Below are 20,220 nucleotides of genomic sequence, written 5' to 3'. Positions count from 1 at the left end.
GGGGCTACTTGGCCTTGAGCCTCCACAATGAAGTGACTTCCTTCGAACGGGCCGCATGCAGCACGTCCTGGGCATCCTGTGCGCGGTGGTGCCTTGGCGCGGTGTCGATCTTGTCGATGACTTCCAGGCCTGCCGCCTCGATGGCCTCCAGCAGCAGCGCGCGGGTACGCAAGCCCAGCAGCTCGGCGAGATCCGAGATGATCAGCCATCCTTCGCCGCTCTCGGTCAGGTGACCGGGCAATCCGCGCAGGAACTGCATCAGCATCTTGCTCTCGGGATCGTAGATGGCCGCATCCAGGGTGCTCGGCGCGCTGCCCGGAAGCCACGGGGGATTGCACACGACCAGCGGGGCCCGGCCCTCGGGGAACATGCTGGTCAGTTGCGCACGAGCGGCGCCGGAAATGCCCAAGCGCGCGAAGTTGTCGTTGGCGCAGTCCACCGCGCGCTGGTGAATGTCGGTTCCGATGACCTGCTTGACTCCGCGGCGGGCCAGCACTGCCGAGAGCACTCCGGTTCCGGTGCCGATGTCGAAAGCCAGCGAGAGGTCCTCCAGCGGAGCCACCGCCACCAGATCCACATATTCCTGGCGGGTGGGCATGAACGTCCCGTAGGCCGGGTGGATTTTCGCTCCCAGGGCCGGAACGTCCACACCCTTCAGGAACCACTGGTGGGCACTGAGCATGCCAGCTAGTTCCTGCAGGCTGGCCACAGCCCGGTGTCCAGCCAGGTCCGCGGCCTGCTCGTAGCCGAATGCCACCGCCGGACCGACGATCGGCGCCCGGGGCAAGTCCAGGACGGCCAGGCCGTCCTCGGCCTGGAAATCCAAGGGAACCAGGATCAGCGACAGCATCCGTGAACGCTGGGCCCGGGCCTGCCGGATGGCGTAGAACTTCTGCGCATCATCCAGGACCTTTTTCTTGGCCTTCGCGCTGCTGGCCTTGGCCGCGTTGGCGGCCGCCATGCGCCGGTCCATGGCGGCAAGCAGCTGCTTGGCGTTGTGGAAGTCGCCGGTCCACAGCATGGCCGTGCCGCGGGCCGCGTGGCGCATGGCCGCATCCGCGCTCAAGCGGTCATCGGCCACCACGATGTGTGCTGGTGCCCGGCGGGAATTGGCGGACAGCCAGATGGCTGTGGTGCTGGTTCCTTCGTGGTCCCAGGAAACGGTCACAGGGGCGGTGGCGGAATGGGAAGCGATGGGATAGCCCTGTCGATCAGCGTTGCTCAAGCGCATGGCAACCGCGCATGAGCTGTTCTGTTGCGAGGGGCTGGAGTTCCAATTCTACCGGTCCCGGCCAGGCTAGCTGGGCCGGTGCCTGGCGCCCAGCTGTTCGAGGATCCTTATCACTGGAATCGAGCTGTCCGTTTCGGCTGCCAGCTGCCGGGCAATTCGCCGGGCGCCATCGGCCAAGTCCTCATTGGCCAGGACTCCGGTAATTGAGGACGCGAGCCGCTGCGCAGTCAAGTGCTTGTAGGCAATGGGCTCGGCAGCCGCGCCGAGCCGGTGGATGCGCTGGGCCCAGAACGGCTGGTCGGTGAAGACCGGAACCGGAACTGCGGGGACGCCTGCCCGCAGGCCAGCGGCCGTGGTGCCGGCCCCTGCATGGTGCACGACGGCCGCCATCTGCGGAAACAGCCAGTGGTGGGGTACCGCGCCGATGCCCAGGATGCCGGGTTCGTCGATTTCCGGTTCCCCTTGCACGATAGTCCGTCTTCCGGTGCGCCGGGCAACATCCGTGATGAAGTCCGGTTCCAGCGCCTGCGTGCTGCCGAAGCCAATGAAGACTGGCGCCGGCCCCTCGTCGATGAAGTCGAGCAGCCTCTGCGGCGGTGTCCATGCCGGATCGGCTGGCGGCCACCAGTACCCGCAATTGACGATCCCCTCATGCCAATCAGCGGACCGTGGAACGATAACTGAACTGAAGCCGTGGAGAATGGGGCTCCGGTGCTGGCGGCGAAGGCGTTCGGAGGCGGCACGGCTGCGTGCGGGCAATCCCAGGGATTCGCGTACCCGCTTTGCTGGGAGGTCGTAGGGCGCCTTGGAAGCGGCGAAGAGCTGGCCGAGCAGCTTGTTGCCCAGTGGCCCGAAGCTGCGCGATGCACCCAAAGCCATGGGCGAGTACGCTGCACTGGGTTCAATGGGTTGCAGGTGCGCGCCGATCGCGGGGATGCCCATGGCCTCGGCCACGTCGTAGGCATAGGGTGCTACCGCATTGGTCATGATGATATCGGCACCTCGCTCGGCTGCGGCCATCGTTCCGGTAGCTGCCAGTTCGAAATAGTCCCGGAGCTCCCGGAGGTACCGGCGCAGATCCTTGGGGCTGGCCTTAGCGCCCGGAGCTGCCGGCTTGACCAAGGCAACCATGTCGCCGGGGAGCTCCCGGAATCGGCAGCCTGCGGAAACCGCAAGGTCCTTGTATGCCGGGTTTGCCGCAATGGATACATCGAAACCATGGAGCGCCAGCTTCTGGCCGAGGCCGGCCATCGGCGCGACATCGCCTCGTGTTCCCGGTGCGATCATCAGCAAGCGCATGGTTCCTCCTGTAGAGTTAAATGCGAACAGTGTTCGCGGTTAACTATACAGCCAGAGCACGGCGCGTGACGCGCCCTGCGGGAAAGGACGGGCGATGACCGGCAACCAGCCTCGCACCGGGCCCAGGCCCCGGCACTCCCGGGCCAAGATCGCCCAGGCGGCGATCGCGCTGGCCGATGAAGAAGGCATGGGAGCGGTATCCATCAGAGCCGTAGCTGCAAAGATCGGAGCAGGAGCCGCCTCCCTGTACCGTTACGTTGAGTCCCATGAGGAGCTCACCGGCCTCATGGTTGAGCAGATCAGCGCCGAATATGAACTGGAATCGCTGGCCGGTTCGGCTGCCCAGCAGCTGCTCCGCCTGGCCACCCAGGGCCTGCAGATCATGCGCAGGCATCCCTGGGTGCCCTCGCTGGCCATGGGCAAGGCGTCCATGGGGCCGAACGCCTTGGCCTACCTGGAACGTGGATTAGCGGCCCTGGAAGGCAGCGGGCTGGAGGCAGGGGCCAAGCTGCATTGCCTGGCGATGCTCAACGCCATCACCGCAGCATTCGCGCTCAATGAGCAAAGCCAGCAGCGGCCCGAAGACCCGGCGGCGCTGTTCGCCCAGCTGGAAACAGGCCGCTACCCCCACCTGTCGGCCGCGCTGGGCCAAGCGGCAAGGCCCGTGGACCAGCAAGAGGCCTTCGTGAACGCGATCATGCACTATCTGCGTGGTGCCGGTGTTATTCCCAACTAGCCAGAGGCCATTCTTTGACATCTTCTAGGTGGTGCGGGAGCAATATGGAAACATGAATCCATAGCATCATCGCCTAGAACCAGGAGCTGAAATGCCCGCGCCCAGCGAAGCAAGCATGAAAGAAATCCACGAGCTCATCGCCGTGGACACCACTAGCCGCGACAGCAACCTTGCGCTGATCGGGAATGTCGTGAAGAAGCTGGACGCCTATGGCATCAGCTCCCAGCTGATCCACAACGAAGAGGGCACCAAGGCCAACCTGCTGGCCACCATCCCCGCCGCCGATGGAACCCGCACCGGCGGCATTGTGCTTTCCGGGCACACCGACGTGGTGCCAGTGGACGGGCAGAAATGGAGCAGCGATCCATTCGACGCCCAGGTGCGCGCAGACAAGCTCTATGGCCGCGGCACCTGCGACATGAAGGGCTTCCTCGGGGTGATCCTGGCCAAGCTGGACCAGTTCACCGGCGCAGAACTTGCCGAACCAATCCATCTGGCGCTGTCCTATGACGAAGAAGTCGGCTGCGTCGGCGCGGTGTCGCTGGTGCAGAGAATTGTTGACGAGAAGCTGGCGCCTCGCGGATGCTTCGTGGGGGAGCCATCGAGCATGCGGGCGATCCGCGGCCACAAGTCGATGAACGTTTTCCGCGCCGAATTCAACGGCGTCGCAGCGCACTCCTCGCTGCCTTCCGAGGGGGTCAACGCAATTTCCTATGCGCTGCGCTTCGCGAATTTCGTCGAGGAGGTTTCGGCCGAGCTGCGCAACCATGGCCCGCGCGATGAAGCATTCATCGAACCGACCACCACCATGAACGTGAACAAGTTCGACGGCGGCATCGCGGTGAACACCATTCCCTCGCAGGCGGTGGTGTTCTTCGAGTACCGCTCGCTCGCGGTGGTGGACCGCGAGGCGCTGACCGCGCGCTTGCGCGAAGAAGCGGCCAAGCTGGAAGCCCAGATGCGCGAGCAGAACCCGAGCTGCTCCGTGGAGTTCTCCCAGCAGGCGGGCGCTCCGGGACTGGATACCGCTGCGGAGGAAGGGATTGTGTCCTTCGCGGCCGCCTGCGGCGCCATTGCCACCGATGAAAAGGTCACCTATGGCACGGAGGCCGGGCTGTTCGCCGCGGCCGGCATCCCCACCGTGGTGTGCGGTCCTGGCGATATCGCCCAGGCCCACGCTCCGGACGAATACATCGAGCTGGAGCAGATCGTGGCGTGCGAGAACTTCATCGATTCGCTGATTGCGCAGGTCAGCTCGTGAGCGCAGAGGTGAAGGCGACACCCGAGCAGATCGTCAAAGCCCGCAAGGCGGTCATTTCCAGTTCCATTGGCGCGGCGCTGGAATGGTTCGACATCATTGTCTATGCCACCTTCGCGACCACCATTGCAAAGGTGTTCTATCCGGAATCGGACGGCACGTTCGCGCTGATTCTCACCTTCGCCACCTTCGCGATTTCCTACCTGATACGCCCCCTGGGCGGCATGGTGCTGGGCAGCTACGCCGACCGCAAGGGACGCAAGAACGCGCTGACGCTCACGCTGGGCCTGATGATGCTCGGTACGCTGATCATGGCCGTGGCGCCGCCCTATGAGGTGGCGGGCGTAGCCGGTGCCTTGATCATCCTGCTCTCACGCATGATCCAGGGCTTCTCTGCCGGTGGCGAGTTCGGCACGGCCACTGCATTCCTGATCGAAACCGCACCGCACAAGAAGGCGTTCTACTCTTCGTGGCAGGTCGCCAGCCAGGGTGCATCCATGCTGCTGGCTTCTGCCTTCGGCTACTTCCTGACCACCGGCCTGAGCCCGGAAGCCCTGGAGAGCTGGGGCTGGCGCGTGCCGTTCTTCGTTGGCCTGCTGATCGGGCCGGTAGGCCTGTATATCCGCGCCAAGCTGGATGAAACCGACGAGTTCGTTTCCGCCGCCAAGGAGAAATCGCCACTGGGCACGCTGTTCACCCAGCACTACGGCCGCCTGCTGGCCGCGGCGGCTACCATTGGCGTGGCCACGATTTCGGTGTACATGATCCTGTACATGCCGACCTTCGCCGTCACGAACCTGAAGATCCCTGCCGACGCGGCCTTCCTGGGCGGCATCTCGGCGGGCATCATCACGTTGTGCGGCGTCCCGCTGGTGGGCCATCTGGCCGACCGCATTGGCCCGGCCCGGGTGATGACCTACGCCGCGGTCGCGGCGTTCGTGCTGGCCTATCCGCTGTTCAAGCTGATGACGTCGAACCCGAGCGTGATCGTGATGGTGATCGTGATCGCGGTTCTCGGCGTGATCATGTCCTTCTACTTCGGTCCGCTGCCGGCGTTGCTCTCCAACCTCTTCCCGGCTGCCATCCGTGGTTCGGGCCTGTCGGTGGCCTACAACGTGGGCGTGACCCTTTTGGGCGGAATTGCCCCGCTGGTACTGACTTGGTTGCTGGACCTGACCGGGTCGCTGGATGCACCGAGCCTGTACTACATGGCAATCGCCGTGATTTCGCTGATCGGCCTTGTGGTCGTGCGAAAGCGCTACGGCCAGCGCTAGTCCAGCCTGGGATTCAGCCAAAGATCGCCGCAAGCTTCCTCGTGGAGCTTGCGGCGATCGCTTTTTCCAGCGGGTGCGCCCTTACAGAGCCACCAGAAGCACAGCCGTCCAGTGGCACAGGAAGGCCATGACGGTGCAGGCATGGAAGAGCTCGTGGAATCCGAAAATGCTCGGCAGCGGATTTGGCCGCTTCGTGGCGTAGAAAACCGCGCCGATCGTGTAGGCCAAGCCGCCAGCGAGAATCAGGATCATCACCGCGGGGTTCGCGGCCCAGAACGCTGGCAACTGCATCAATGCGCCCCACCCGAGCAGGATGTAGAGGCTGACTCCAACCCAGCGGGGTGCCGCGGGCCAGAATGACTTGATGGCAATGCCGGCCAGTGCACCGGCCCAGATGACGGACAGCACGATGATCGCCTGCGGACCGGGCAAGGTCAATGCTGCTACCGGAGTGTAGGTGCCGGCAATGAGCAGGAAGATGTTCGCATGGTCGGCCCGGCGGAAGAGCCCCATGACCTTGTCGGTCCAGTTGCCACGATGGTAAAGCGCCGAGGTGCCAAAGAGCAGGATCGAGCAGAGCGCGAAGACCGCGGTGGTCCATTCCGCCAAGCGTCCGTTGGCCAGTACGACCAGCACCAGGCTCATGATGATAATGCCCGGGGTGGACCAGGCATGGATCAGCCCGCGCCAGCGAGTACGCTCGGTGCCGATGTGCGCGAAGGTTCGCCCGGCTCGGCCTTTGCCTGCAGATGGTAGCGGTGCGGTAGCCATGGGTCTCCTTAACGTCGTGCGCGGGCACTGGGCCCATCATCGAACTATACGATAATCGGCTGTCAGCGTGCTGTGGGGTCCTCGCGATTAATCCCGATTAGGATTCGAATATGGCAGATGACCAAGAAATTACCGACCACCTGAAGACTATTGCTCAACTCAATGAGCCCGGAGAAGTGCTGGCCAATGATTCACCGTTCATCTCCGTGCGCAACCCTGACTGGTTCGAAGAAGTGGCCCCGGGCTCGTGGAAGGCGATCGGGGAACGCGACCAGTTGCATCGGCGGTTGATCGACCAGGAACTGCGGGCAGCGGGCGGCGCCCAAGCGCAGCGCCAAGCTGTTGTGCTTGCCGGAGCTCCGGGAGCCGGCAAGAGCAGCCTGCTGCGCGAACTGCTTGGCGGTCATGAAGATGACTATGTGGTGATCGATGCCGATGAATTCAAGGCGAATCTGATGCGCGAAGCGCAAGAAGACGGAACTTACGAAGGATTCTTCAAGCCTCGGGAAGTCAAAGAGCGCGAGCAGCGCGGTGAGCAGTTCTTCCCGATGGACATGGCGAGCCTGGTGCATGAGGAATCTTCCATGCTCAGCGAGAACCTGCGTGCCGCATGCTTCGAGCAAGGGCTGAATGTCGTCATTGACAAGGTCCTTGCGTCCGAGGATTCAGCGCAGAAGCTGGCAGCTCAGCTGCAGGAGGCCGGATACGAGATTCAGATCGTGGAGGCGTACGCGCCGCAAGATGTCTCGGAAGAACGGATCGTTGAACGCTGGGAAAAGCAGCAGGAAGCTTCCCTGGATGGCGACGACAACCTTGGTGCACGCTGGGTTCCCGAAGGATTTACCGATATGGTCTTCGACGCCCCGGGCCAGCGGTCCCGGCCTGCTGCCGTGGCCCAGATGTTCGCACGCAACTGCCCAGCGGTACTGAGCTTCAAGGTATTCCATACCGCACTCGGGGAAGCCTCGGACACGGAGGGGAGCCTTCTGCTTTTCGAATTGCGCAGGGAATCCGTGGGCTCTGAGCTGCTGCGGGTGAAGTAGCCAAGAAAAAAGAAGAACCCACCGAGCAGCAGTTGGTACTGCTGCTCGGCGGGAATTCAAGATCCGCAGGACAATGGTCCCTCGGGAGGTGCGTTATGCCCGTCGTTTGGTGATGAAGCCCCAAATGACCAGGACGATCAGGGCGCCACCGATGGCAAGAAGCCAACTTGAGATCGAGAAGAACTCATCCACGCCCTCACCGAAGATAGCACTTCCGATCCAGCCTCCGAGTAGGGCGCCTACGACGCCGAGAATCAGGGTAGCGATCCAGCCGCCACCTTGCTTGCCGGGCAGAATGGCCTTTGCGATCGCTCCGGCAATCAAGCCCAAAACTATCCATCCAATGAATCCCATGATTCGCTCCAATGGTCAGACTGTGCAGTGGTCGGGTTCGATCCACTTAAAAACCGAGAGTACATGGCATTGAGCTGGGGTTCTACAACGACCTCGAAGAAATTCAGCATTTTCAAAGGCTAGGTTCAAGCCATGCTTGAACCTCGGGCCAATTGATCCGGGAATTCCCCATCTGGCCACATGTTTTGCAGAATCTTCCTGGTGAACCAGGTGCAACCTGTTGACAGCGTCCGCTGCCGCTCCTACTCTAGTTAAATCATACTTTATGACTTTGGCTACAACATAAGTCATATATTAGGTTCACGTACGACGGAGTAAATGGATGAGTGAACGGGTCCCGCCCCTAGTTGTAATGGGTGTCTCGGGCAGCGGCAAGACCACCATCGGAAAGATGCTGGCTGATCAGCTGCATCATGAATTCATTGATGGCGACAACCTGCACCCCAAGGCCAACAAGGAAAAAATGGCCGGCGGACAGTCTCTGGATGACGCTGACCGCGAGCCGTGGCTGCAGCTGATCGGCGCCAAACTGGCCGAAAGCAATCGGCACCAAGCGCCGCTGGTTATTGCCTGTTCTGCACTCAAGCGAAGCTACCGGGATCTCATCCTCAGCTTGGAGCCAGCAACGATCTTCATCCACCTCACCGGTGTCCCGACGCTGATACGGGACCGGATGAACGCGCGTTCGCATGAGTACATGCCCACCAGCCTGCTTGACAGCCAGCTGGCCACGCTTGAGGCTCCCGATGCGGACGAGCCGGTGCTCAGCGCCGATATTGCCGATAGCCCCGAGGACATCGTTCGACAGCTGATCGCCAAACTGTCCTAGTGCAGTGCGCCGACAGCAATCCACAGACCACCTATGGCATAAGCCTCCCATTGATCAAGGATGACAATGACAACTGAGCTTGAACTGAACTGGACGTTAAGTACGCCCGGGCTCCTGACGCTAGCGGTCGCGGCGGTAGCGCTGCTGCTGGTGCTGATTATCCGCTTCCGCGTCCACGCGTTCCTCGCACTGGTGCTCACCAGCTTGCTGACCGCGGTCGCTTCCGGCATCCCGGCTGAATCGGTCATCACGACGCTGACCGGCGGCTTCGGATCCACCTTGGCCAGTGTGGCCCTGCTGGTCGGCCTTGGCGCAATGCTCGGACGCATGCTGGAAACCAGTGGCGGCGCCGATGTGATGACCAACTGGCTGATCTCCAAGTTCGGCGAGAAGCGCGCGCCGCTGGCACTGTCAGTTGCCTCGCTGCTCTTCGGCTTCCCGATCTTCTTCGATGCCGGGCTGGTAGTCATGCTGCCGATCATCTTCACCGTGGCCCGCCGCTTGGGCGGCTCGCTGCTGCTCTACGCCATCCCATCGGCCACCGCATTCTCGGTGATGCACGTCTTCGTTCCGCCGCACCCGGGCCCTGTGGCCGCATCCGGCCTGCTGGAAGCCAATGTCGGGCTCGTGCTGGTGCTCGGCCTGGTCGTCGCGATTCCAACCTGGTTCGTTGCCGGCCACCTCTTTGGAAAGTTCGTTGGCAAGAAGTTCAACATCCCGGTACCGAATATCCTGGATGCGGCACTGGGCAACGGTGCAACGAAGGACGAGTTCAAGTCCTCTCCTTCCGTGGGCACGGTGTTCAGCTTGCTGCTGCTCCCGCTGCTGCTGATCTTCATGAACACCGGACTGAATATGCTCGGTTCCGCCGGCATCGTGGACCCGGAAACCTCCTGGGTGCGCTGGCTGCGCCTGCTGGGTGAAACTCCGGTGGCCCTGCTGATCACTGTGCTGCTGGGAATGTTCCTTCTGGGCTTCCGCAAGGGCAAGGATAAGACCTTGACCGAGACCATCGTGGACTCCGCGCTGGGCCCGGTCTGCTCGATCATCCTGATCACCGGCGCTGGTGGCATGTTCGGCGGAGTGCTGCGTGCCAGCGGCATCGGCAACGCCATTGCCACCTCGCTTGAATCGGTGGGCATGCCGCTGATCGTCGCCGGCTTCCTGATCGCGGCCATCGTCCGGCTGGCTCAGGGCTCGGCAACAGTGGCGCTGACCACTGCGGCGGCCATTGTCCAGCCGGCGGTGCTGGCGGATGCCTCGCTGACCGCATTCCAGGTCGCCGCCATGGTGCTCGCGCTGGCAGCAGGCTCGGTCTTCGCCGGCCACGTCAACGACTCGGGCTTCTGGCTGATCTCGCGCTTCCTGGACATCGATGTGCCAACCACCTTGAAGGTCTGGACCGTTGGCCAGGCGCTGGTATCGGTGGTCGGCTTCGCCTGCGTCATGGTGCTCTACGGCCTGGCGACCGCGCTGGCCTAAAAAGGGGCAGCGAGCAGGACAAAAAATCCGCCGGGGCAGCGATGCATTCGCTGCCCCGGCGGATTCGCTTTTAAGAAGGGAATGCCGGGTTACTGGGCGCTCTTGGCCGGGTCCACGAACAAGCGCGGCGCGCCGTCCCAGAGGCTGCAGATCTCGTTGTGCGTCCGGCGCATGATGCTTTCCATGTTCTTCCGCGCGCTGGCGGAGTCCGAATTGGAGATGGCATCGGCGACCGACTGGTGCCAGAGCAACGCTTCCTCGTGCGGGCGTTCAGGCATCAGGCCCAATTCGGTGCGGCCGCGCAAAATCGCTCCGATCGGGGTGGAGAGGTTCGCGAACATCTCATTGCCGGAGGCGGCCAGCACCACAGCGTGGAATCGGATATCCAGTTCCAGGAAACGTCGCAAATCGCCTTGGCGCCCGTAATGGTTCATCTGCGCCGAGAGCATCATCAGCTCCTTGCGCATCGCTTCGGGGGCGAACTCGGCCGCCAGTTCCGCGGCCATCGGCTCTACGGAAATGCGCAGCTCGGTCAGCGAGCGCAGCTGTGCGCCCTTCTGGTCGCTGGCCAGCCGCCAGCGGATGACATGATCGTCGTAGGGGTTCCAGCGCTCCGCTCCCAGCACGCGGATGCCCACGCGCTTGGTGCTGGTGACTAGGCCGCATTGGGCCAGAACGCGGATGGCTTCACGGATCACCGAACGCGAGACCTGGAGCTTCTGCTCGAGGTCGGCGGCGAGGATGATGGAGCCGCGCGGAATTTGCCCGCTGATAATGCGAGAGCCGAGGTGCTCAACCACATGAGCGTGCAGACTAGTTGCCATGGGGTCAGTTTAGCCAATGACTTGCGCCAAATCGGACTATGGCGAGTCGATCCGCGAAATAAATATGCTTTAATTTACGCGATCCTCTGTAAAACACGGGCGTCGCCCTTGTAGGATGGAAAGGTCACGTGGCCGTGAACAGGGATCGTGACTCATCCGGTCTCTGCTTGGCGGTTCAACTCCCCGTAATCGATGGAGACTTATTTTTATGCCTGCACAGATTGGTGTCACAGGTCTGGCCGTCATGGGCGCAAACCTTGCCCGTAACTTCGCTCGCAACGGATACACCGTCGCCCTGCACAACCGCTCGGTCGGCAAGACCGACGCGCTGCTGGAAGCTCATGGCGATGAGGGCGATTTCATTCGCACCGAAAGCCTGGAAGAGCTGGTAGCAAACCTCGAAACCCCGCGCCGCGTGCTGATCATGGTCAAGGCCGGCGGTCCAGTGGACTCGGTCATCGACCAGCTGGTGCCGCTGCTCGAAGAGGGCGACGTGGTCATCGACGCCGGCAACTCGCACTACACCGACACCCGCCGCCGCGAAGCTGCCCTGGCTGAAAAGGGCCTGCACTTCGTGGGCATCGGCGTCTCCGGTGGCGAAGAGGGCGCACTGCTCGGCCCATCGATCATGCCCGGCGGTTCCGCTGAATCCTACAAGTCGCTGGGCCCGATGCTGGAGAAGATCTCCGCCAAGGCCGACGACGGCGCACCGTGCTGCGCTTGGATCTCCACCGACGGTGCAGGGCACTTCGTGAAGATGGTCCACAACGGCATCGAATACGCCGACATGCAGGTCATTGGCGAAGCCTACGATCTGATGCGCAGCGCCGCCGGCATCGAGCCAGCCAAGCAGTCGGAGATCTTCAACGAATGGAACCAGGGCGAACTGTCCAGCTTCCTGATCGAGATCACCGCTGAGGTGCTCGGCCACGTCGATGCTTCCACCGGCAAGCCGCTGGTCGACGTCATCCAGGACTCCGCAGGCCAGAAGGGCACCGGCCGCTGGACCGTGCAGTCCGGCCTGGATATGGGCTCGCCTGTTTCGGCCATCGCCGAGTCGGTCTTCGCCCGTTCCCTTTCCTCGCAGCGCGATATCCGCGCCGTGGGCCAGAAGGTGCTGACCGGCGAAACTGCCGAGGTCACCTTGCCGGAGAACTTCGTCGAGGATGTGCGCCAGGCACTGTTCGCTTCGAAGCTCGTCTCCTACGCGCAGGGCCTCGACATGCTCACTTCGGCTGCCGGCGAATACAACTGGGACCTGAAGCTCGACGAGATCGCTGGCCTGTGGCGTGAAGGCTGCATCATCCGCGCAGCCCTGCTCAAGGACATCACCGCTGCCTACTCGGCAGGCGAGAAGCCTTCGAACCTGCTGTTCGCTCCGGCATTCGCTGAAGCCATCAACAAGGCAGTTCCAGCATGGCGCCGCGTGGTTTCCGTTGCTGTCCAGCTGGGCATCCCTGCACCAGTGTTCTCCTCGTCGCTGGCATACTACGATGGCCTGCGCCGCGACCGTCTGCCAGCAGCCCTGACCCAGGGCCTGCGCGACTACTTCGGTGCGCACACCTACCGTCGCACCGACAAGGAAGGCACCTTCCACACGCAGTGGAGCGGTGACCGTACCGAAATCGCTGCCGAGGACACCCACTAAGCGGAGTGATTTGACGCTAGCAGCAGCTGGCTGATCCGAAGCCCACCAGTTCAATTCGATTGAACTGGTGGGCTTTTGCCATTTGGGCCCTTCTGCGCGCTGTCCCGCTTAGCTGGAACTGGCAGCCGTGGGGCGTGCTCAGCAGAATGCTGGGTGGGATAGGCGCAGGTCCCGGCCAGCGCCATGCGCTCAGGGGAGAACGGATCCTAGCGGCGCGGAAAATCGGTGCGGCAGCCAAAGCCAGTTGGGTTTTCTGCGGCAAGCGCGACGAATAAGGCCCCCTGCGTGCGAACTCATCTGCCAAGCATGCGCCGGTGATTGCAGAACGATCTGCAGCTGGCGGCAGTCGGCGGAGCCCCCGCGCATCGAGCCGGCAGCCCTCCGCGATGCATTCACTGAATGGATCCGTGGATCAGCGCCTGGCTAGAAGCAATCCGGACATCAGGTGCCCCAGGGCTTGCGCCTTAATCCCGGAAAGGAATAGGTGCAGAAGGCCGGTACTAGTCTTCCAGCAAGTTCTCGGCGCATTGCAACAAGCGAACAGCTTCACTGGGGGAGATGCGCACCAGTGCGAAGGCCGCTACCACCAGGCCGGTAATGGTGTCGCTCAGCAGGGCATGGCGTTCTACTGAAAGATCCGGACGAAGGGCATGCAAGCCACGGCCCATGGCTTCATCAAGTTCTTCCCGGTACGCGGAAATGATGGCGGCGATTTCGTTCTCTGCTGCAATCGGTGCGCTGGCGGTGTTGATCAGCAGGCACCCATGGGCTGCAGGCAGGGACTCCGGCTTCGCGAAAACGGAAGCAAGCCCACGCAGATAGTCTCCCAACGCCTGTGAAGGTACTGGGTCCTGGAGCAGCGGACGCAACCGCGGGCGGACAATTTCATTGAGGTAGCTGTTCACTGCGGCGTCGAACAGTCCGCGCTTGGAGCCGAAGGAGTTGTAGATGCTTGAACGGCTCAGGCCCGTGGCATTTTCAAGTTCGGGAATGGACGTGGCCTCGAAGCCTTTGGACCAGAACACCGAGCGGGCGTTCTGGATAGCCGTTTCCTTGTCGAATGCAGATGTACGCGCCATCACACCCACCTCCTCTTTTCGTAACGACCATTCCAGTATATATTGAAATGGACGTTACAGAATAGTTGCCTTCCCAACACCAAGGACAAGCCATGATCATCGCCGCGCAGATCTTCGCAACCGCCGCTGCCCTGCTCCACATCTACATCTTCTCGATGGAGTCCATCACCTGGACCACTGGAAAAACCCGCGCCTTGTTCAAGACCAGCGAGGCTGAAGCAGAAGCAACGCGCGAAATGGCCTTCAATCAGGGGTTCTACAACCTCTTCTTGGCAGTTGCCGCACTTGCCGGGGTGATTGCCCTGGGCATGGGCCACTTGGCTGCGGGTGCCACGTTGGTCTTCGCCGGAGCCGGCTCCATGCTGGCCGCTGCGTTGGTGCTGGCACTGGGAAGCCCGGGCAAAGCCAAGCTGGCCGTCAAGCAGGGGATGTTCCCTCTGCTGTCAGTTGTGCTGCTGGTCCTCGGCCTGGCGCTGGGTAACTAGAACGACACCGAGAGTTTCCAATATCACCGAGAATTGAAAGAACTGGTAACCATGACTGAAGCAACCAGCACGCAGATCCTGCTCGCCTCCCGTCCGTCCGGTTGGCCAACGCAGGAGAACTTCACCGTCCAGACCGTTGAGCTGCCGGAGCTGAAGACCGGTGAAATCCGGGTGCGCAACGAGTTCATTTCCGTGGACCCGTACATGCGCGGACGCATGAATGACACCCGTTCCTACATCCCGCCATTCAAGATTGGCGAGCAGATCCTCGGAGGCGCAATTGGCCGTGTCATCGAGACCGCGGACGAAGCGTTCCCGGCAGGTACCCTGGTCCAGCATCAGCTGGGCTGGTCTGACACCGTGCAGGCTGACTCTGCGAACTTCAAGCAGGCACCTGATCTGCCCGGCGTTTCCTCGTCGCTGCGCCTGCACATCTTGGGAATGACCGGCTTGACCGCCTATGTAGGCCTGAGCGCAGTCGCCAATCTTGCCGAGGGCGAGACCGTCTTCGTCTCCGGCGCTGCAGGTGCCGTGGGCACGGCTGCCGGGCAGATCGCCAAGCTCATGGGTGCCAAGCGCGTCATCGGCTCGGCCGGCAGTGCAGAGAAGGTTGAACTGCTGACCAGCAAGTACGGCTACGATGCCGCCTTCAACTACAAGGATGGCGATGTCCGCGGGCAGCTGGCCGCCGCAGCCCCGGAAGGCATCGATGTCTTATTCGACAACGTGGGCGGAGACCACCTTGAAGCCGCCCTGGCAGCGTTCAACGATGGCGGTCGTGCTGCGCTGTGCGGCGCTATCGCCAGCTACAACACCACCGAGTCGACTCCGGGCCCGAAGAACATGGCCAACCTGATCACCCGCGGCCTGAAACTGCAGGGATTCACCCTCTCCAGCTACCTTGACCTCGCCCCCGAGTTCGGCGAGCGCATGGGCAAGTGGTTCTCCGAAGGCAAGATCGCCTACGACGAGACGATCGTGGATGGCATCGAGAATACCGTGGACGCCTTCCTTGGCATGATGCGCGGTGCGAACACCGGCAAGATGCTGGTGCGCATCTAGGGAGCGAAGTTGATTTGACGCTAACGACAGATTTGGTGGCTCTGAAGTATTTCAGGTTTAAATTCGTTTCCTTTTGACCAATGTATATAGTGGCCAGTGTGCGATCGGTAGTTGAATAGTTACTGGTATAGATCCGCACGTTAATTTGAATACCACTATTGCAATGGGGTGCGCATTGGTCGACGGCCAGGACTTTATTTTTGAATCCGTTAAAGTCGTTCGAGGGTTTGAATCGCGAACGGTTTCAAAAAAAGAGTCCCTTGGCTGGGAGCTGGTGTCTCAAACGCCGGCGTCAATGGGCAGAGTGGAACTGAGATTCCGTAAAAAGAAACAGAGGATTTCCAAGAAGTCTATGATCATCGCCGGTAGTGTCCTTGGATGCCTGGCATTGATTATCGGAGTGGGAGCTGTTCTTGAAGATTCTACTGACGATGAACCTGCTGGTGAATCTTTAAGCGGTACAGAGGCACCTAGTGCCTCGGTACCCTCTCTGGTTGAGCAACGCGCAGAAGAGAAAGCACCTGATCGATCGTTAAGCGAAATGAAAGAAGCTGAGACGAGCGTTAGAGCGTTAACTGTTGATAGTGATAAGAGAGTTGCAGAGCTGATGGCAACTACTCAAGACTGTGGACCTTTAGTGGCCCAGTTCGCTAAAGATTATCGAGGGAAGATAATCAAATTTGACGCTGCTGTTTGGGCATTGAATAAACATGACGATTACCACACCCGTTACGATATTTTGGTTTCCTATGGTGGTTTCACTGAGGAAGGTATTTCGGGTCCTAACTTTCAGTTCCGCGATGTATCGCCTACTCTTGATCTTCATTTTGGAGCCGAGGATGTTCCGGACTCGATTGGTGTAGGGGATGAACTGACCATTACTGCTGAAGTCAAAGAATTCGAAGAGGAATCGTGTTTGTTCTTATTGGAACCAGTAGCAACTTCTTTTAGATAGATCCGAACGACGTGGCATAACGACGAATGCCGATCCTAATGGATAGGCAAGTGCTATTAGTCTTTCCGACTCATTATCCTGTCACTGCTCCGGCCCGACCCCCGATTCAGGGGCTAGGACCGGAGCAGGAACGGTTAAGGTGGTGGCTGGGGCGCGGGGCTGGGAACCCTGCTCTCGCTCGAAGCTGGATACCCGCCGGGCAATGGTCGCTGCGCGTGCAGTACCCCATTGCCCGGCAGATGTCCCTTGGCATCATCGAGCAGAACGTCGGTACTTCGATGCTCGACCGGCTGCAAGGCGTCGGCGAGCTGCCCGAAGCCATGGACAAATCGCGCAAACTCAGGAATTCGCCCAACCCCTGGCCCCGAATACGGCACACTGATTCGCCAAGCGCAGCTGGTGCTGAAAATCGACGCGAAACTGGGTCGTGGGAGCGACCCGGACATCGTCGGGATTCTCTCCGCTTGCTAGCTACCTGATCATTCTTGCGTCGGTAATTTTCGGAGCAGCCGGGTCGTCCTCGCTCACGCCGTCGAAGGCGAATCCGTTGCGTTCGTAGAATCGGATGGCACGCGGATTCTGGGCCGCCACCCACAGCACGGCCGGCTCATCGCCAAGGACTGCATCCAGCAGCGCCTGCCCTGTTCCGTCGCCATGGAAGTCTTCCAGCACATACAGGTTGTACAGCTGGCGAGAGACGTTCTCCGGTATCCCGTCGGTATTCCCCATGGGTGATGCAGAGAACGCGAATCCGACAAGCTTCCCGTCCTCATTTTCCGCCACCGAAATCCTGAAGAGCGGATTCGGGTCCTCCAGAACCCTGTCCCACATGCGCAGCCGCTGCTCACTGTGGGCAGGGTCGAAGAAACCATCTGGCAGCAGCTGCGTGTAGGTTTCTTTCCAGCATTCGACATGCAGCCTGGCAAGCTCCTGCGCGTCGGCAGGCAGCGGTTTCCTGAGCTTCTGTGCCATTCCTATCCCTTGATGTAGTCGGACAGATGAACTCCGGTCAGCGTGCCCGAGGCGGCCAGGTCGGCCGGGGTCCCTTCGAAGACAATGCTTCCTCCCTCGTGCCCTGCCCCGGGACCCAAGTCAATGACCCAATCGCAGTGGGCAACCACCGCCAGATGATGCTCGATGACCACGACGGTATTGCCTTCATCGACCATCTCGTCGAGCAGGCGCAGCAGGTTCTGCACGTCAGCCATGTGCAATCCTGTGGTTGGCTCGTCCAGGATGTAGGTACCGGCGCCCTGGCCCAAATGGATAGCCAGCCTGATTCGCTGCCGTTCGCCGCCAGAAAGCGTGTTCAGCCGCTGTCCCAGTTTCAGGTATCCCAGACCCACCTGGTTCAGGCGTTCGAGCACGGCCTTCGCCTTGGGTACTTTGAGCTGCTCAAGCGCTTCTTCCATGCTCAAGTCCAGGACTTCGGCAATGTTCAACCCATCCAGGGTGTATTCCAGCACATCAGCGGTGAATCGCTTGCCGCCGCACTGCTCGCAAGGCAAGGCCACTCCGGCCATGGATGCCAAGTCCGTATAGGTGTATCCGACACCGCTGCACCCCGGGCATGCTCCGGCCGAATTGGCGCTGAACAGGGCAGGCTTCACGCCGTTGGCTTTAGCAAACGCCGCACGGATCGGATCCATGATCCCGGTATAGGTGGCCGGGTTCGAACGCCGGGAGCCTCGGATGGCGGTTTGGTCCACCACCGCCACGTCATCACGTTTGGCGATTGTCGAATGGATCAGCGTGGATTTGCCCGAACCGGCGACACCGGTGATTGCGCACATCACGCCGGTAGGGATATCCACGGAAACATTCTTCAGGTTGTGCAAGGAGGCACTGCGCACTTGCATGGACCCCTGTGCCTCGCGCGGGTTCGCATTGAGCGCAGCACGCGTGGTGAAGTGCTTTCCGGTCAGCGTATCGCTGGACAGCAGGCCGTCCACTGGACCGCTGTAGCAAATGGTGCCGCCATGGGTACCAGCGCCCGGGCCCAAGTCGATCACGTGGTCTGCGATGCCGATGACCTCGGGTTTGTGCTCCACCACCAGCACGGTATTGCCCTTGTCCCGAAGGCCAGCCAGCAGCCCGTTCATCCGCTGGATGTCATGGGGATGCAATCCAACGGTGGGCTCGTCGAAGACATACGTGACATCACTGAGTGCTGATCCAAGATGCCGGATCATCTTCACGCGCTGGGCTTCGCCGCCCGAAAGGGTCCCCGCCGGACGGTCGAGGGACAGGTATCCCAACCCCAAATCCACCATGGATTTGAGCACTGCCTTCAAATTGGTGGTCAATGGCGCTGCATCCGGGATCTGGATCTTCTCGAGGATGTCGAGCAGTTCGGAAACCTGCAGTGCAGTCATGTCCGCGATTCCCAAGGAATTGATCTTCGAATCACGAGCGGCCTGGCCGAGCCGTGATCCGGCGCAGGCAGAGCACGGTGCGGTCGTGGAGATGCGTTCGATCCAGGCACGAATATGGGCTTGCTTGATCTCCCTGCCCGAATGGATGTAGTTGGACTTGATGCGCGTGACCAAACCGGAGTAGCTCATGTTGGCCCCATTGAGCTTGACCTTGCCTGCTTCTTCGTAGAGCAAGCGGTCAAGCATGGCACTGGGCATGTCCCTGAGCTTCATGTCCAGATCTGCTTGCGTGCCGGCAGTCAGCGTCTGCCACAGCCAGGAATCCGGGGCAAAGTTCGGCGCCTTGATGGCCCCCTCGTTCAGCGACTTGTCCCAATCCAGCAGCTCATCAAGGTCGATGCTCGCCTCGGTGCCGAAACCCTCGCAGACAGGGCACGCGCCCTGGCCGAGATTAAACGAGTACGCGCCAGCGCCGCCGGCGCTCGGAGTGGAATAACGCGAAAACAGAACGCGCAAGAGCGAGTAGGCGTCGGTCGCCGTGCCCACGGTAGAACGCGAATTAGCGCCCATGCGTTCCTGGTCGACCACGATGGCCGTGGAGAGATTTTCCAGCACTTCTACATCAGGCCGGGGCATCGAGGGCATGAAGCTCTGGATGAAGGTCGTATACGTTTCATTGATCAGGCGCTGGGACTCTGCAGCAATCGTGCCGAACACCAGGGAGGACTTGCCCGAACCGGAAACACCGGTAAACGCGGTAATGCGCCGTTTTGGAATATCGACGTCAACACCTCGCAAGTTGTTTTCCCGGGCTTGGCGTACTCGAATGGTGTCATGGCTATCGGCAGGGTGCTGGCTCATGCCCCAAGCCTACTGAGAAATGCTCCAACCGACACCTGCCGTAGGATAGCGGACTTGCAAACGCTGCCGATTCCGGTGGAGTATCGAACCCACAAGGAATCAGCGACCCCCTGCGAGAGCGGAGAAATCCATGCCGGACGCACCTAGGAAACTACTCAAGCTCAGTTCGGTGGCGGCGCTGGCCGGGTGCCTTGCGCTCGCCGGTTGCGGCGGCACTGCAGGTGGCACCGCAAGCCAGGAGCCGTCAACTACTGAAGCCACCCCAACGCAGTCCGCATCGCCAACGGCATCCTCTCCCGGGGATGCCGGGGAGTCGGAGCAATCCGGAACTGTCGGAGGCCAAGAGCTGGGCAAGCTCCCATCGAGCGCTACCGAGTACGCAGATGCCCTGGTCGTCGCTTGGGGCAATGGAAATGAAGCGCAGATGAAACAGCTGGCCACCGATCAGGTGGTCGCCTTGCTCACCGGGCATTCGGCGGCGGGCGGACCGAACTGGTCGCAAACTGGCAGCGATGCCGGAGCCGGTTCGGTCTTCGTGAGCTATGAAAATGCCGATGACGGATCCGTGCTCAACCTGCGCGTGCAAAGCCAGGTGGTTGGCCAGGGCCACGAACAAGGCGTGGTTGAAGCGAACTTCGAATAATCAATGAATCC

Annotated in this window: 19 protein-coding genes; 11 read left to right on the top strand and 8 right to left on the bottom strand. The window is 61.2% G+C overall.

What is annotated here, in order from left to right:
• Positions 1–4 precede the first annotated feature (4 nt).
• Complete coding sequence (locus M2368_RS04740; protein ID WP_402734875.1) at positions 5–1,231, bottom strand: methyltransferase; 1,227 nt, start codon at positions 1,229–1,231, stop codon at positions 5–7.
• A 66-nt stretch (positions 1,232–1,297) separates the two neighbouring features.
• Positions 1,298–2,530: a glycosyltransferase gene (locus M2368_RS04735; protein WP_402734874.1), complete on the bottom strand. Its 1,233-nt coding sequence runs from the start codon at positions 2,528–2,530 to the stop codon at positions 1,298–1,300.
• 94 nt (positions 2,531–2,624) lie between these two features.
• On the opposite strand from M2368_RS04735, the gene M2368_RS04730 reads away from it, so the two are divergent.
• The 3 genes from M2368_RS04730 (at position 2,625) to M2368_RS04720 (ending at position 5,798) form a co-directional block, all read left to right on the top strand.
• Positions 2,625–3,266 (top strand): TetR/AcrR family transcriptional regulator, encoded by a 642-nt coding sequence (locus M2368_RS04730; protein WP_498724071.1) that lies wholly within the window; start codon positions 2,625–2,627, stop codon positions 3,264–3,266.
• Positions 3,267–3,357: 91 nt separating this feature from the next.
• Positions 3,358–4,527 carry an acetylornithine deacetylase gene (gene argE, locus M2368_RS04725; RefSeq protein ID WP_332595173.1) on the top strand — a complete coding sequence of 390 codons (1,170 nt, stop codon included), beginning with the start codon at positions 3,358–3,360 and terminating at the stop codon, positions 4,525–4,527.
• The gene (locus M2368_RS04720; RefSeq protein ID WP_133833424.1) at positions 4,524–5,798 is read left to right on the top strand and encodes an MFS transporter; all 1,275 of its coding nucleotides are present in this window, start codon (positions 4,524–4,526) and stop codon (positions 5,796–5,798) included. The genes argE and M2368_RS04720 overlap by 4 nt, the downstream gene beginning before the upstream one ends.
• Before the next feature lie 81 nt (positions 5,799–5,879).
• On the opposite strand, the gene trhA is transcribed toward M2368_RS04720, so the two are convergent.
• The gene (gene trhA / locus M2368_RS04715) at positions 5,880–6,569 is read right to left on the bottom strand and encodes a PAQR family membrane homeostasis protein TrhA (RefSeq protein WP_181148856.1); all 690 of its coding nucleotides are present in this window, start codon (positions 6,567–6,569) and stop codon (positions 5,880–5,882) included.
• A gap of 110 nt (positions 6,570–6,679) precedes the next feature.
• Here trhA and M2368_RS04710 point away from each other — a divergent pair, with 110 nt between their 5' ends.
• Positions 6,680–7,612 (top strand): zeta toxin family protein, encoded by a 933-nt coding sequence (locus M2368_RS04710; RefSeq protein WP_498724070.1) that lies wholly within the window; start codon positions 6,680–6,682, stop codon positions 7,610–7,612.
• Positions 7,613–7,705: 93 nt separating this feature from the next.
• Here M2368_RS04710 and M2368_RS04705 read toward each other — a convergent pair whose 3' ends face one another.
• Positions 7,706–7,966, bottom strand: coding sequence for a GlsB/YeaQ/YmgE family stress response membrane protein (locus M2368_RS04705; RefSeq protein ID WP_105657761.1), 261 nt, complete (start codon positions 7,964–7,966; stop codon positions 7,706–7,708).
• Positions 7,967–8,288: 322 nt separating this feature from the next.
• Between M2368_RS04705 and M2368_RS04700 the strand changes: the two genes are divergently transcribed.
• Positions 8,289–8,795 (top strand): gluconokinase, encoded by a 507-nt coding sequence (locus M2368_RS04700; RefSeq protein ID WP_498724069.1) that lies wholly within the window; start codon positions 8,289–8,291, stop codon positions 8,793–8,795.
• A gap of 66 nt (positions 8,796–8,861) precedes the next feature.
• On the top strand, positions 8,862–10,277 hold the full coding sequence (locus tag M2368_RS04695) for a GntP family permease (RefSeq protein WP_498724068.1): 1,416 nt from the start codon (positions 8,862–8,864) through the stop codon (positions 10,275–10,277).
• An 89-nt stretch (positions 10,278–10,366) separates the two neighbouring features.
• Here the strand turns inward: M2368_RS04695 and M2368_RS04690 are convergent, their stop codons facing one another.
• A complete protein-coding gene (locus M2368_RS04690; protein ID WP_105657764.1) occupies positions 10,367–11,101 on the bottom strand; it encodes a FadR/GntR family transcriptional regulator in 735 nt (244 codons plus the stop codon).
• 208 nt (positions 11,102–11,309) lie between these two features.
• Between M2368_RS04690 and gnd the strand changes: the two genes are divergently transcribed.
• A complete protein-coding gene (gene gnd, locus M2368_RS04685) occupies positions 11,310–12,749 on the top strand; it encodes an NADP-dependent phosphogluconate dehydrogenase (RefSeq protein WP_105657765.1) in 1,440 nt (479 codons plus the stop codon).
• A gap of 500 nt (positions 12,750–13,249) precedes the next feature.
• Here gnd and M2368_RS04680 read toward each other — a convergent pair whose 3' ends face one another.
• Complete coding sequence (locus tag M2368_RS04680) at positions 13,250–13,828, bottom strand: TetR/AcrR family transcriptional regulator (RefSeq protein ID WP_332727893.1); 579 nt, start codon at positions 13,826–13,828, stop codon at positions 13,250–13,252.
• A gap of 92 nt (positions 13,829–13,920) precedes the next feature.
• Here M2368_RS04680 and M2368_RS04675 point away from each other — a divergent pair, with 92 nt between their 5' ends.
• The 3 genes from M2368_RS04675 (at position 13,921) to M2368_RS04665 (ending at position 16,330) form a co-directional block, all read left to right on the top strand.
• Positions 13,921–14,313: a DUF1304 domain-containing protein gene (locus M2368_RS04675; protein WP_105657767.1), complete on the top strand. Its 393-nt coding sequence runs from the start codon at positions 13,921–13,923 to the stop codon at positions 14,311–14,313.
• A gap of 51 nt (positions 14,314–14,364) precedes the next feature.
• Positions 14,365–15,375 carry an NADP-dependent oxidoreductase gene (locus tag M2368_RS04670; protein WP_332727892.1) on the top strand — a complete coding sequence of 337 codons (1,011 nt, stop codon included), beginning with the start codon at positions 14,365–14,367 and terminating at the stop codon, positions 15,373–15,375.
• A 145-nt stretch (positions 15,376–15,520) separates the two neighbouring features.
• Entirely contained in the window at positions 15,521–16,330 is an 810-nt protein-coding gene (locus M2368_RS04665) for a DUF4839 domain-containing protein (RefSeq protein WP_498724067.1), read from the top strand.
• A gap of 471 nt (positions 16,331–16,801) precedes the next feature.
• Here M2368_RS04665 and M2368_RS04660 read toward each other — a convergent pair whose 3' ends face one another.
• The gene (locus M2368_RS04660; RefSeq protein WP_402734870.1) at positions 16,802–17,302 is read right to left on the bottom strand and encodes a GNAT family N-acetyltransferase; all 501 of its coding nucleotides are present in this window, start codon (positions 17,300–17,302) and stop codon (positions 16,802–16,804) included.
• 2 nt (positions 17,303–17,304) lie between these two features.
• Entirely contained in the window at positions 17,305–19,566 is a 2,262-nt protein-coding gene (locus M2368_RS04655; protein WP_498724066.1) for an ATP-binding cassette domain-containing protein, read from the bottom strand.
• Between the two features lie 130 nt (positions 19,567–19,696).
• On the opposite strand from M2368_RS04655, the gene M2368_RS04650 reads away from it, so the two are divergent.
• On the top strand, positions 19,697–20,209 hold the full coding sequence (locus tag M2368_RS04650) for a hypothetical protein (RefSeq protein ID WP_498724065.1): 513 nt from the start codon (positions 19,697–19,699) through the stop codon (positions 20,207–20,209).
• The last annotated feature ends 11 nt before the right edge of the window (positions 20,210–20,220 follow it).

The organism is Arthrobacter sp. JUb119 (assembly GCF_024807995.1).
Taxonomy (GTDB): domain Bacteria; phylum Actinomycetota; class Actinomycetes; order Actinomycetales; family Micrococcaceae; genus Glutamicibacter.
The sequence above is the reverse complement of the archived record's forward strand: the minus strand, read 5'-3'. Positions and strand labels throughout refer to the sequence as shown.